At 67.2% G+C, this 13,275-nt stretch carries 9 protein-coding genes and 1 tRNA gene; all 10 read left to right on the top strand.

From position 1 onward, the window contains the following. Positions 1–413 precede the first annotated feature (413 nt). The 10 genes from HUW53_RS17100 to HUW53_RS17055 all read left to right on the top strand — a co-directional run bounded on the left by HUW53_RS17100 (position 414) and on the right by HUW53_RS17055 (position 12,910). Complete coding sequence (locus HUW53_RS17100; RefSeq protein WP_237347030.1) at positions 414–1,793, top strand: dipeptidase; 1,380 nt, start codon at positions 414–416, stop codon at positions 1,791–1,793. 251 nt (positions 1,794–2,044) lie between these two features. Next, positions 2,045–3,526, top strand: coding sequence for a replicative DNA helicase (locus HUW53_RS17095; protein WP_237346971.1), 1,482 nt, complete (start codon positions 2,045–2,047; stop codon positions 3,524–3,526). A 101-nt stretch (positions 3,527–3,627) separates the two neighbouring features. Further along, positions 3,628–4,701: an alanine racemase gene (gene alr, locus HUW53_RS17090; protein WP_237346970.1), complete on the top strand. Its 1,074-nt coding sequence runs from the start codon at positions 3,628–3,630 to the stop codon at positions 4,699–4,701. Between the two features lie 210 nt (positions 4,702–4,911). Next, complete coding sequence (locus HUW53_RS17085) at positions 4,912–6,471, top strand: inorganic phosphate transporter (RefSeq protein ID WP_237347029.1); 1,560 nt, start codon at positions 4,912–4,914, stop codon at positions 6,469–6,471. Between the two features lie 289 nt (positions 6,472–6,760). Continuing rightward, positions 6,761–7,024: a type II toxin-antitoxin system ParD family antitoxin gene (locus HUW53_RS17080; protein ID WP_237346969.1), complete on the top strand. Its 264-nt coding sequence runs from the start codon at positions 6,761–6,763 to the stop codon at positions 7,022–7,024. A 128-nt stretch (positions 7,025–7,152) separates the two neighbouring features. Further along, on the top strand, positions 7,153–8,619 hold the full coding sequence (radA, locus tag HUW53_RS17075; protein ID WP_237346968.1) for a DNA repair protein RadA: 1,467 nt from the start codon (positions 7,153–7,155) through the stop codon (positions 8,617–8,619). Positions 8,620–8,742: 123 nt separating this feature from the next. Beyond that, complete coding sequence (locus HUW53_RS17070; protein ID WP_237346967.1) at positions 8,743–9,474, top strand: CvpA family protein; 732 nt, start codon at positions 8,743–8,745, stop codon at positions 9,472–9,474. A gap of 46 nt (positions 9,475–9,520) precedes the next feature. Further along, on the top strand, positions 9,521–11,008 hold the full coding sequence (purF, locus tag HUW53_RS17065) for an amidophosphoribosyltransferase (RefSeq protein ID WP_237347028.1): 1,488 nt from the start codon (positions 9,521–9,523) through the stop codon (positions 11,006–11,008). 310 nt (positions 11,009–11,318) lie between these two features. Next, positions 11,319–12,080, top strand: a complete 762-nt coding sequence (locus tag HUW53_RS17060) for an SDR family NAD(P)-dependent oxidoreductase (protein WP_237346966.1) — start codon at positions 11,319–11,321, stop codon at positions 12,078–12,080. A gap of 753 nt (positions 12,081–12,833) precedes the next feature. Next, positions 12,834–12,910: transfer RNA gene (locus HUW53_RS17055), tRNA-Met, on the top strand. Positions 12,911–13,275 lie beyond the last annotated feature (365 nt).

The following is a 13,275-nucleotide window of genomic DNA, read 5'->3' as shown; positions in this document are numbered from 1 at the left end:
ACCGCAGGCCCGCGCACCGCAACCGGCGCGGCTTCCGCGTCGTCCGCCCCATCGGTCGGAAGCGCGGATCGGCGGCACCGTCACAGCTTGAGCACAGCCGATGCTGGCCCGGCCTTGACGCCCCGCACCTGCCCGATCATGGGCGGGCCACCGGGCTTTGCCACGCGATGTCTCCACGCGCGTTCCGGGAGCGCGGGGCCAGGAAACCGCGACCGTTCGCGCACCCGCTGCACGGCTGATCAAGAAGACTTGCGCCGACAGCGGCTTCAGACCAGCATTCGCCGGTGAGTCACCCGGCGCGACGGTCCTGACGCCAAACCGCGTTGTGCTGCGTCACCTTCGGGCACCGTTGGGCAGAAGCGCAAGCGGAGGCACATTGCCCTCGGCGTGGGCTCACCGGAGCGGAGCAGATGATGACAGCGGTGGATCAGGCCTTGCAGGCCGTGGACAGCGGGCTCGACGTGTCCCTGGAGCGACTGTTTGCGTTTCTGCGGATCCCCTCCATCTCCACCGACCCCGCCCACAAGGCCGCCTGCCACGATGCGGCCGCATGGGCGGCCAGCCAGCTTGCCGCCCTCGGCCTGACGGCGCAGGTGCATGAGACGGCCGGGCATCCGGTGGTGGTGGGCCGCACCGACACCGGCGCGGCGCGGCGCGTGCTGTTCTACGGCCATTACGACGTGCAGCCGGTGGACCCGCTGAACCTGTGGCAGACCCCGCCGTTCGAGCCGCGCTTCGGCGAGACGGCCGATGGCCGGCGCACGATCGTTGCCCGTGGCGCGGCCGACGACAAGGGCCAGGTACTGACCTTCCTCGAAGCGCTGCGCGCCATGAAGGCCACCTCCGGGCGCCTGCCGGTGGACGTCACCGTGATGCTGGAAGGCGAGGAGGAATGCGGCTCCCCGAGCCTGCCGGCCTTCCTTGCCCCCCATGCGGGGGAACTGAAGGCCGATATCGCCCTCGTCTGCGACACCGGCATGTGGGATCCGGCGACCCCCTCCATCACCACCTCGCTGCGCGGCATCGTGCATACCGAGCTCACCATCCATGGCGCCAACCGCGACCTGCACTCGGGTCTTTACGGTGGCGCGGCGGCAAACCCGGTGCACATCCTGTCCAGGATCATCGCCGACGTGCATGACGCGGAAGGCCGCGTGACCATTCCCGGCTTCTACGACGATGTGCGCGAGCCGCCGGCCGAAGTGCGGGCGCGCTGGGCGGAGCTGGGCCTGACCGCGGACGGCTTCCTCGGCCCCGTCGGCCTCGCCCGGTCGGTGGGCGAGAACGCGCGGATGCTGATCGAGCAGATCCAGTCGCGGCCCACCTTCGAGGTCAACGGCATGTACGGCGGCTATACCGGTGCCGGCTCGAAGACCATCATCCCCTCCAGGGCCACCGCCAAGATCTCCTTTCGCCTGGTGGCGGACCAGGATCCGGCCAGGATCCGCGACGCCTTCGTCGCCTTCGTTGCCGCGCGGGTGCCGCCGGACTGCACGTTCGAAGTCTCGAAGGGCGAGGGCTCCCGCGCGTTCCTGGTGCCCCCGGACAGCCCGGACCTCGTCAAGGCCTCGGCCGCGCTGGAGGCGGAATGGGGGGTGAAGCCGGTCACCATCGGTTCCGGCGGTTCCATTCCCATCGTCGGCCAGTTCAAGGCGCTGCTCGGGCTGGATACCCTGCTGATCGGCTTCGGCCTCGATGACGACCGGGTGCACGCCCCGAACGAGAAGTACGACCTCACCTCGTTCCATAAGGGCACGCGGAGCTGGGTGCGCATCCTCGACGCTCTCGCCTGAGCCGCGGCCCGCGCTCGCAGGTCCCGATTCGCCCATGCGGCGTGCGGGTTAGGCAGAACCGACACCCGGCGGCGGCGGCAACGTCTCGGCTCCGCCCGCACAGGGCGGGGCGCGACGCAGTTGTTGCCGCTATCCCCGAACTTATCAACTGTGCATGATGCACGGGTGGATGGCGCGGCAATTCCGGCCATCCACCGACTCTTAAGGATCAGGTCTGCTAAACGAGACCCCCAAGCCGTGGACTCGTCACCATGCTCGACCTTCCAAACAAGGGGGAGATTGTCCCCACCTATCGTCAGGCGCCCCATAACCTGGAGGCGGAGCAGGCGCTGCTCGGCGCCATCCTGGTGAACAACGAGGCCTTCTACCGCGTCTCCGACTTCCTGGAGTCGCGCCACTTCTACGAGCCGTTGCACGGCAAGCTGTACGAAGTGGTGGGCGCCCTCATCCGCGCCGGCAAGATCGCCACCCCGGTCACGCTCAAGACCTTCCTGCCCGCCGAGCTGGACGTGGCCGGCCTCACCGGTCCGCAATATCTTGCGCGGCTGGCGGCGGAAGCCACCACCATCATCAATTCCGAGGACTACGGACGGGCCATCTACGACCTCTCCGTGCGCCGCGACCTGATCCGAATCGGCGAGGAGATCGTCAACGAGGCGTTCGACGCGGTGGTGGACGCCTCGCCCCAGGAGCAGATCGAGCAGGCGGAAAAACGGCTGTACGAGATCGCCGAAAGCGGTCGCTACGACGGCGGCTTCCTGAAGTTCGGCGATGCCCTGCGCGAATCGGTGGACATGGCCTCCAAGGCCTTCCAGCGTGACGGGCACCTGTCCGGCATCGCCACCGCGCTCGACGACCTCGACCAGCAGATGGGCGGGCTCCAGCCCTCCGATCTCATCATCCTGGCCGGGCGCCCGGCCATGGGCAAAACATCGCTCGCCACCAACATCGCCTTCAACATCGCCGCCGCCTACCGCGGCGAGCAGAAGGCCGATGGCTCCATCGAGGCGGTATCGGGCGGTGTGGTTGGCTTCTTCTCCCTCGAAATGTCGTCGGAGCAGCTCGCCACCCGTATCCTCGCCGAGCAGGCCGAAATCGCCTCCTACAAGATCCGCCGCGGCGACATCTCGGAATCAGAGTTTTCCAAGCTCGCGGCGGCCGCCCAGACCATGCAGGCGATCCCGCTTTATATCGACGACACCGGCGGCATCTCCATCGCCCAGCTGGTGGCGCGCGCCCGGCGGCTGAAGCGCCAGCGCGGCCTCGATTTCATGGTTGTAGACTACCTTCAACTGCTTTCCGGTACCGGCAAGTCGGCGTCCCAGGGGCGCGTGCAGGAGATCACGGAGATCACCACCGGATTGAAGGCCTTGGCGAAGGAGCTGCAAGTGCCCATTATGGCGTTGTCGCAGCTCTCCCGTCAGGTGGAAGCGCGAGACGACAAGAGGCCCCAGCTTTCGGACCTGCGCGAATCCGGCTCCATCGAGCAGGACGCCGACGTGGTCATGTTCGTGTTCCGTGAGGAATATTACCTCAAGAACAAGGAACCCAAGCCGGGCACAGAGGAGTGGTTCAAGTGGGAGATCGAGATGAAGGCGGCCGAGAACACGGCCGAAATCATCATCGGAAAGCAGCGCCACGGCCCGACGGGGACGGTGAAGGTGCATTTCGAGCCCCAGTTCACCCGCTTCTCCAACCTGGCGCGGGAGGACCACCTGCCGACCCGGAGCTGAACGGCGAGGGCATCCCCGCCGTCCTGCCCGCAAGCACGGCGCCGCAGCAGACGGAACAGGAGCGCGCCGCCGAGGAACTCGAGGCCGGCGCCATCCTCACGGTGGATCTTTCCGCCATCGCTGACAATTGGCGCACGCTCGCGGCCCTCTCGGCCCCGGCCGAATGCGCGGCGGTTGTGAAGGCCAATGCCTACGGCCTCGGCATCGACAAGGTCGCGCCCGCATTGTGGCGGGTCGGCGCGCGCACCTTTTTCGTCGCGCATCTGAAGGAGGCCCAGCAGCTGCGCGGGTTGCTGCCGGATGCCACCATTTATGCCCTGAATGGCCTCCTGCCCGGCACCGCCGGCCTGTTCGCCGCCAGCGACATCCGCCCCGTGCTCGGCTCCGCGCCCGAAATCGGCGAGTGGAGCGACTATTGCCGCGACAATTCCGTGAGCCTGCCCGCCGCGATCCATGTGGACACGGGCATGCATCGGCTCGGCATCGCGCTCGAGGAGGCGGCCCGCCTGTCCGAGACCTACCGGATGCTCGGCTTCACGCCGAGCCTCATCATGAGCCACCTTGCCTGCGCCGACACCCCCGGCCATGTGCTGACAGCCCGTCAGCGGCTGGTGTTCGCCGATGTGGTCCAGCGCTTTCCGCGGGTGAAGGCGTCGCTCGCCAATTCCGCCGGCACGCTGATGGGTCGCGAGTTCCGCTTCGACCTGGTGCGCCCCGGCATCTTCCTTTACGGCGGCGTGGCCATCACCGGCGTGCCGCCGCTGCGCCCCGTGGTGCGGCTGGAAGCAAAGGTGATCCAGGTGAGCACCGCCCCCGCCGGCGAAACCGTGGGCTATGGCGCCACCGAGCGCCTCAGCCGCGACAGCCGGCTCGCCACCGTGCACATCGGCTATGCGGACGGCTTCTTCCGCGCCGCCGGCTCCACCGATGCGCGCAAGGGCGCGGAAGCCGTTCTCGCGGGCCGACGGTGCCCGCTGGTGGGGCGAATCTCCATGGATCTCGCCACCCTCGACATCACCGACCTGGCCCCGGATGCGGTGATGCGCGGCGACACGGCGGTGTTCCTGGGCGAAGGCATCACCGTGGACGAGCTGGCGCAAAAGGCCGGCACCATCGGTTATGAGGTGCTCACCGCCCTCGGCGGGCGTTATCTGCGCCGGTACATCGGTGGGTAAGCGGCGCGGCGCGCTGAAATCCACCGATACCGTCAAAACCCGACGTCCGGGCGTCACTCACCTGTCACCGCCTCCTGTCAACGAAGTCGTGATCGCCACATGGGGCGGTCCTCCGATGGTTGAATGGAGACGTTCATGTCGCAAGCCGCGACGCCGCACCACGCCGCACCGGCCGGGAGCCATCACCACAGCGCGCCCCGCCGGGCGTCCATGGATCGCGACCATGGTCTTCTTGAAGTCTTCCTGTTCTTCGCCCTGCTGATCGGCGGCCTGAGCTTCACCGGGTTTTCCATCTGGCGGGATGTGGTCGATTCGGGCACCAGCACCCTCGCCATCCTCCCGTTCATCCTGCTTGTGGTCGCCCTGCTGATCGCGCTGGCCTTCGAGTTCGTGAACGGTTTCCACGACACCGCCAATGCGGTGGCGACTGTGATCTACACCAATTCGCTGCCCGCGCATTTCGCGGTGGTCTGGTCCGGCTCCTGGAACTTCCTCGGGGTGCTGACATCCTCAGGCGCGGTGGCGTTCGGCATCGTGTCGCTGCTGCCGGTGGAGTTGATCCTCAACGTGGGCTCCGGCGCCGGCATGGCGATGGTGTTCGCGCTGCTGATCGCGGCCATCCTGTGGAATCTGGGCACCTGGTCGCTGGGCCTTCCGGCCTCGTCCTCCCACACCCTCATCGGCTCCATCATCGGCGTCGGCGTGGCCAATCAGCTGGTGCAGGGGCGCGATGGCACGTCCGGGGTGGATTGGGGCCAGGCCGCGAACGTGGGCTATTCGCTCCTGTTCTCTCCCATCATCGGCTTCATCGCTGCCGGCCTGCTGCTGCTGACGCTGAAGCTCACCGTGCACAATCCCGCGCTCTATCGCGCGCCCGATGGCCACAAGCCGCCGCCGTGGTGGATTCGCGGCCTGCTGGTGCTCACCTGCACCGGCGTGTCGTTCGCCCACGGCTCCAACGACGGGCAGAAGGGCATGGGGCTCATCATGCTGATCCTCATCGGCATCGTGCCCACTGCCTATGCCCTCAACCGCGCCGTGAACGTGGAGGAGGTGGCCCAGTTCCGCGCCATCGCCCAGGCCACGGAGGCCTCGTTGCAGAAGGCGGCCGGCAATGCCGCCACGCCGGCGAACCCGCGCGAGGTGCTCACCGCCTACGTCCGCGATCACGTCCCAACGCCCGAAACCGTGCCGGCCCTGGCCCAGGTGACGCGCGAGATTTCCGACATGGTGGCTTCGCACGAGACCCTGGCCCAAGTGCCGGCGGCCTCGGTCTCGAACATGCGCAACGACATGTACCTCGCCTCGGAGGCCATCCGGGTGATGAACAAGCTCGGCGCGCCCAAGCTCGATGCCAATGCGCGCGATAATCTCGGCGCCTTCAAGCACCAGCTCGATCAGGCCACCAAGTTCATCCCGGTGTGGGTGAAGATCGCGGTGGCCATCGCCCTTGGCCTCGGCACCATGGTGGGTTGGAAGCGCATCGTCGTCACCGTCGGCGAGAAGATCGGCAAGACCCACCTCACCTATGCCCAGGGGGGCGCCGCAGAAATGGTGGCCATGGCGACCATCGGCGCCGCCGACATGTATGGCCTGCCGGTCTCCACCACCCATGTGCTGTCCTCGGGCGTCGCCGGAACCATGGCGGCCAACCGGTCCGGCCTGCAGATGTCCACGGTGCGCAACCTGCTGATGGCCTGGGTGCTCACGCTGCCGGCGGCCATCGTGCTCTCCGGCGGGCTCTATCTGCTGCTGCGTCAGGTCATGTGAAGCCGCCCCGCTGACAGCAAAAAATCGCGGCCGGGGCGGATTGACCGCCCCGGCCGTTTGCATTCCGGAGCCCGCCCGAAAATGTCCGGCTTGCCCTTGCGGGGCACCGCTTCGCCCCAAGTCTTAATCGAAAATTAACCATACCCCCGCCACACTCATCACACGCTGAAGAGCCGCCCATCGGTCGCAGTTGTCGATGCGGAAGGCGGAACGTCCTGCGCGCTTCCGATCCTCAACCGCGGTGGTGAAGGCGTTTGGCATTCGCGTTTGCGCTCGCGGGGAGGCCCTCATGTCGGATCAAGTCGCTCTTACGCCGGAACACTCCGGTCTTGTTGACAGCTTCATTGCCTCGGGTCGTTTCGAAGGTCCGCAGGCCGTCATCGGCGCCGCCCTTGCGCTGCTGGAAGGCCGCGAGCGCGAGCGCACCGAAAAACTGCGCGCCCTGCATGATGCGGTCTCCGGCGACATGGAAGCCACCTTCCGCGAGATCGAGCAGCTCATCGCCTGCGGCCTTGCCACCTTCCAGACCCCGGCCCTGCGCGAGGCATGCTGAGCCGCGCGTGCCCGCGAACCCGAAGCGTGGGGCGCGGTCTCGCCAGCAAGACCGGCCGATGATGTAAGGTGCGCGGGCGCGCGGCGGATTCGTCGGCGCGCCCCATCGGCGTCTTATCGGAACGGTTCATGGCCAAGCGCGACCACACTTTCGTCTGCCAGTCCTGCGGCGCGGTCTATTCCCGCTGGCAGGGCAAGTGCGACGCTTGCGGCGCGTGGAACACCATCGCCGAGGAAGTCGCGGTCGCAGCCGCCGTGCCCGCGGCCCAGCGCTCCAGCCGCAAGGGCCGGGCCTTCGCCCTGGAAAGCCTGGAGGGTGTCGGCAATCCCACCCCGCGCCTCGTGTGCGGCATCGGCGAATTGGACCGGGTAGCCGGCGGCGGCTTCGTGCCCGGCTCCATCCTGCTCATCGGCGGCGATCCCGGCATCGGCAAATCCACGCTTCTGGTCCAGGCCTCCGCCGCGCTCGCCACGCGCGGCCTCAACGTGGTCTATGTGTCCGGCGAAGAGGCCGTGGACCAGGTGCGCATGCGCGCCCAGCGCCTGGGCCTTGCCGGCGCCAAGGTGGGCCTTGCGGCGGAAACCAATGCCGAGAACATCCTCGCCACCCTCGCGGGTGGGCCGCCGGTGCATGTGGTGGTCATCGATTCCATCCAGACCATGTGGTCGGACAGCGTGGAATCGGCGCCCGGCACGGTAACCCAGGTGCGCACCTCGGCCCAGCTCCTGGTGCGCTACGCCAAGCAGACCGGCGCCTGCGTGATCCTGGTCGGCCACGTCACCAAGGATGGCCAGATCGCCGGCCCGCGCGTGGTGGAGCACATGGTGGATGCGGTGTTCTCCTTCGAGGGCGACGGCGGCCATCAATTCCGCGTGCTGCGGGCGCAGAAGAACCGCTTTGGCCCCACCGATGAAATCGGCGTGTTCGAGATGACCGGCGGCGGCCTGAAGGAAGTGGCCAACCCGTCCGAGCTGTTCCTCTCCAACCGCGACCTGGGCGCGCCGGGCACCGCCGTGTTCGCCGGCATGGAAGGCACGCGCCCGGTGCTGGTGGAGATCCAGGCCCTGGTCGCCCCCTCCTCCCTCGGCACGCCCCGGCGCGCGGTGGTGGGCTGGGACCCCAATCGCCTGTCCATGGTGCTGGCGGTACTGGATGCCCGCTGCGGCGTGCGGCTCGGCGGGCATGATGTCTACCTCAACGTCGCCGGCGGCTTCCGCATTGCCGAGCCGGCGGCGGACCTTGCGGTCGCGGCGGCCCTGGTGTCCTCGCTCACCGGAGCGCCGTTGCCGGCGGATGCGGTTTATTTCGGCGAGGCCAGCCTCACCGGCGCGGTGCGGCAGGTGTCGCAGGCCCCGGCCCGGCTGAAGGAAGCGGCGAAGCTCGGCTTCGCCCGCGCCGTCATTCCCGCCGGCGGTCAGGACGGCTCCACCCCGCCGGTGGAGGTGGACGCCATCTCCTCCCTGGCGCAGCTCGTGGCGTCCATCGCCGCCCGCGCACCGCGAAAGACAGCCCCGCGCCCGGCTCAAGGTGCCGCCGGCGGTGGGGATCCACGACCCGCCATCGCGACCGCCGGATCCGATGACTATTCGGACTGACGCAACAGGAAGGATGACGGGGCGGGATGTGCGGGCTATATGACCCGCGCGGCGCGCTCCGCATGACGTGGAGCGGCGGGGCATGCCTGTCCCGCGCCATACCGACCACGGATCGATGCACCAATGCCTGTCACCCTACTGGACATCATTGTCATTTCCGTGATGCTGATTTCGGGCATCCTCGCCATGGTGCGGGGGCTTCTGCGCGAAGTCTTCAGCATCCTGTCGTGGGCTGTCGCCGCGGGCGTCACGCTCTTCTTCTACAAGCCGGTGCTGCCTTACGTGAAGCAGTACATCTCCCAGGACACAGCCGCCACTGCGGCAACCGTGGGAATACTCTTTCTCGGCACCCTTCTCATCGCTTCCATCGTCAGCGCGCGCATTTCCGACGTGGTGCTCGACAGCCGAATCGGTGCTCTCGACCGGAGCCTGGGCTTTCTGTTCGGCCTCGCCCGCGGCCTGCTCGTGATGGTCGTGGCCTTCCTGTTCTTCAACTGGCTGGTTCCGGTGAAGAGCCAGCCGCCGTGGGTTGTGAACGCAAAATCCCGTCCCGCCCTGCAAAGTGCGGGCGATTGGCTGATGGCCCAGTTGCCGGATGACCCTGAAAACACCATTTTGAACAAGCTAAAGAAGCAGCCCGTCCCCGAGGAGGGCGAAACGCCCGCTGCCCCGGCGGGGGGGCCGCGTTCGGACAACATGGGTCTTGGGGCTCAAGGCAAGGCGGCAGATGCCGCCCGCGGAACGGCCGGTCAGGGAGCCCAAGGAAACCAAGGGTCCGCAACCGCCAATTATCGGCGCACGGATCAGCAGGGTTTCGATCAATTGCTGGAGAGCACGCGCGGCACTGGCCAGTAGGGCCGCCGAGCGGAGGTGCAAAATGGACAAGATGAACGCGGACGGCATGAACGGCGCGGGAGAACACTCCCGTTATTCCTCCGGGCTCGACTTCGATCTCGACGGCGATCGCCTGCGTGAGGAATGCGGCGTCTTCGGCATCTACAACCATCCCCACGCCGCGGCGGTGACGGCCATCGGCCTGCACGCCTTGCAGCATCGTGGACAGGAAGCCGCCGGCATCGTCTCCTTCGATGGCCGGCGGTTCCATTCGGAGCGCCGGCTCGGGCTCGTGGGCGACGCCTTCTCCGATGCCGCGGTGATCGACCGCCTGCCGGGGGATTCCGCCATCGGCCACGTTCGGTATTCCACCACCGGCGAAACTTTGCTGCGCAACGTGCAGCCCTTGTTCGCCGAACTCGACGCGGGCGGCTTCGCGGTGGGCCATAACGGCAACCTCACCAATGGCCTCACCCTGCGCAAGCAGCTCGTGCGCGAAGGGGCCATCACCCAGTCGACGACCGACACCGAGGTGATCCTCCACCTCGTCGCCCGCTCCCGCAAGCCGCGCTTCATCGACCGTTTCGTCGACGCGATCCAATGCCTGGAAGGCGCCTATTCCCTGGTGGCGCTCACCAACAAGAAGCTCATCGGCGCCCGCGACCCGCTCGGCATCCGCCCCCTGGTGCTCGGCACCCTGGACGGCTCGCCCATCCTCGCCTCGGAGACCTGCGCGCTCGACATCATCGGCGCGCGCTATGTGCGCGATGTGGAGAACGGCGAGGTCATCGTCATCGACGAGGACGGCCTGCAATCCTATAAGCCGTTCCCGGAAGTGCCGGCGCGCCCCTGCATCTTCGAATACATCTATTTCGCCCGCCCGGATTCCGTGGTGGGCGGCCGGTCCGTCTATCAGGTGCGCAAAACCTTCGGCAAGGTGCTGGCGCAGGAGAGCCCGGCGAATGCCGACGTGATCGTGCCGGTGCCGGATTCCGGCGTGCCGGCGGCCATCGGCTTCTCGCAGCACTCTGGGATTCCCTACGAACTCGGCATCATCCGCAACCATTATGTGGGGCGCACCTTCATCCAGCCCACCCAGTCCATCCGCGACCAGGGCGTGCGTATGAAGCATTCCGCCAACCGCTCGGTGGTGGAAGGCAAAAGCATCGTGCTGGTGGACGACAGCCTCGTGCGCGGCACCACCTCGGTGAAGATCGTGCAGATGATGCGCGATGCCGGCGCCAAGGAAGTGCATTTCCGCATCGCCTCGCCGCCGATTACCCATCCCGACTATTACGGCATCGACACGCCGGATCGCGACAAGCTGCTGGCGGCGACCCATGACCTGGAAGGCATGCGCCGCTACATCGGCGCCGACAGCCTCGCCTTCCTGACCGTGGATGGGGTTTACCGCGCCATGGGCTATGAGGGGCGGGACCCGGTGCGTCCGCAGTTCACGGACCATTGCTTCACCGGCGACTACCCTACCCCGCTCACCGATCGCTCTGGCGCGGTCGGCGCGCAACAGCTCTCGCTCCTGGCCGAAGCGAGCTGAGCCCATCCGGGCGGCACACAGGTGCCGCCCCAGCCCCTGGGGGGCTCCCCCTTCGCTGAACCGATGGCGTCTCCGTGCAGAGCTCGCCTGCCGCCTCTGCAAACTGCCGTAGATCCCCGGAAGGCCCCAATGCCCCGGCGGTCGCGAAGCCCCGCGCATCTGGCCCTGCCCGCACAGCGGGGCACAAGGCGCCGGCGCGTCACCCCCAGAACTGCGGCGTCACGCCCAGGGGAAGTACCGGGGCGAGCCTGGACTTTGGACGCGATCACCGCTCATTTCGTCTGTCAACGATAACGCCCGCGGAGCACCCATGACCGACATCAGCCCGACCGGCGGCAAGCCTCTCTCCGACAAGATCGCCCTCGTCACCGGCGCCACCCGCGGCATCGGCGCCGCGACCGCCCTCGCCCTGGCCGCGGCCGGCGCCCATGTGGTGGCGGTGGGGCGCACCGAAGGCGGGCTCGAGGAACTGGACGACGCCATCACCGCCATGGGCGCCAGCGCCACTCTGGTGCCGTTGGACCTCAAGGACAGCGAAGGCATCGACCGCCTGGGCGGCGCGCTGTATGAGCGCTATGGCCGACTCGACATCTATGTGGCCAATGCCGGCGTGCTGGGGCCGCTTTCCCCGCTCGGGCATGTGCTCCCGAAGGATTGGGACGCGACGGTGGCGGTGAACATTACCGCCAATTGGCGCTGCATCCGCTCCTTCGATCCCCTGCTACGCCTGTCCACCACTGCGCGCGCGGTGGTGATCTCCTCCGGCGCCGCCCACAAGGCGCGCGCCTATTGGGGGCCATATGCCATCACCAAGGCGGCCCTGGAGGTCATGGCCCGCACCTGGGCAGCGGAAGCCATCAACGGCAATCTCAAGGTGAACCTGTTCAATCCGGGACCGATTGGCACGCTCATGCGCGCCAAGGCCTTCCCCGGCGAAGACCCGACGACCCTGCCCACCCCCGAGGACGCGGCCGCGGCGATCCTGCCCTTGTGCCTGCCGAGCTTCACCGAAACCGGGAAGCTCTACGATTTCCCGCAAGGCAAACTGCTCGATTTCCAGATGCCGGCCTGACCGGCCGCAGGGCTCGACCACAGGCCCTGATGCGCGGCCCTACCCCCCGGACCCGGCTGGGATACGCCGGGGATGATTGCCCCGCTCAATCAACGCCCGCGTCGGGACGCCGCTTTGCGCGCGGAAACGCTCAAGCCATCCATCGCGATGCACAAGCCTTCGGTCAAGCGCGCCCGGCGCAGAACCCGATGGGATATGCCAAAAGCCCATGAGCACGACTCAGGGGCCTTTGGTTCAGCCTGCGCGACTTCCGAACGAACTCACGCGGCCCCGGTCCGAAACCGGGGCCGATCGTCTCGGCATGGGTCAAAGACCGCGTTCGATGGGGAGGGGCAAGGCCCCGCCCGCCGGGCATTCGCCGTGAGGCAAAGCGAACGGAACACGCGCCGCATACGCGTTTCGACGCCCGAGACGCGACGATCGGGACCGACGACCCCTTCTGCACCCGCCAACCCCGAGATGGCACCGATGCCCGGGCCTCTCCCAGAGAGAACCGGCGCAATGCGGTTTCGCTCCCAAGATGGCCGCCCATCGCCCACATCTCGACGGCGCGCGTTTTCCCTCTGCCGGCTCAACACTGGCAAGCCTTTGCGCGAATTTCCAAGGGGATCCCGCCCCACGCCATCCACAGGCAAAGGGCTAAATATGCCTGTCATGACGTTTTTTTGGCAGCCAGCCCTTTCCTTCCGAGGGGCAGGTTGCTACATAGGCGTCACCGAACGACGCGGCAACGAGCTGGCGGTTCGGTGGTGACGCGGGGTGGAGCAGCCCGGTAGCTCGTCAGGCTCATAACCTGAAGGTCGCAGGTTCAAATCCTGCCCCCGCAACCAAAAAACTATTGAACTTCAAGACTTTTGCAAAGGTCGCCTTAGGGCGGCCTTTTTGCGTTTTGGGTCGTGTCGCCACCACATGTCGCCACCGTCCAATTTTTCCACTGGACCTTCGAGCGACGGCCCGGTGTGGCGATGCGGCAAAGGAAGGTCAGGCGGGTGGAGAGGGTGAGGCCCGGCGCAAAGGGACTATGGGCGGGGTTCGTGAGGAGTAAGGGAGCGAGGAGGTGGGCGCGTTGGGCCACCCGCTCCATAGGCATGGTCCATAGCTGTTTGGTCCCGGCATTTGATGGTGCGGGTTTAGGCTGAAGCGTTCCGGCTCGATTGTCCAGCATTTGCAGATGTATTCGAAGGGTGTGAGGCCG

The organism is Xanthobacter agilis (assembly GCF_021730435.1).
In the GTDB taxonomy this organism is placed as follows: Bacteria; Pseudomonadota; Alphaproteobacteria; order Rhizobiales; family Xanthobacteraceae; genus Xanthobacter; species Xanthobacter agilis.
The sequence above is the reverse complement of the archived record's forward strand: the minus strand, read 5'-3'. Positions and strand labels throughout refer to the sequence as shown.

Bases quoted from the DNA above. Each gene is read 5' to 3' on its own strand.
- HUW53_RS17085 (WP_237347029.1), top strand. From the start codon at position 4,912: ATGGATCGCGACCATGGTCTTCTTGAAGTCTTCCTGTTCTTCGCCCTG.
- HUW53_RS17070 (WP_237346967.1), top strand. From the start codon at position 8,743: ATGCCTGTCACCCTACTGGACATCATTGTCATTTCCGTGATGCTGATT.
- HUW53_RS17060 (WP_237346966.1), top strand. From the start codon at position 11,319: ATGACCGACATCAGCCCGACCGGCGGCAAGCCTCTCTCCGACAAGATC.
- HUW53_RS17095 (WP_237346971.1), top strand. From the start codon at position 2,045: ATGCTCGACCTTCCAAACAAGGGGGAGATTGTCCCCACCTATCGTCAG.
- purF (WP_237347028.1), top strand. From the start codon at position 9,521: ATGAACGGCGCGGGAGAACACTCCCGTTATTCCTCCGGGCTCGACTTC.
- HUW53_RS17080 (WP_237346969.1), top strand. From the start codon at position 6,761: ATGTCGGATCAAGTCGCTCTTACGCCGGAACACTCCGGTCTTGTTGAC.
- radA (WP_237346968.1), top strand. From the start codon at position 7,153: ATGGCCAAGCGCGACCACACTTTCGTCTGCCAGTCCTGCGGCGCGGTC.
- HUW53_RS17100 (WP_237347030.1), top strand. From the start codon at position 414: ATGACAGCGGTGGATCAGGCCTTGCAGGCCGTGGACAGCGGGCTCGAC.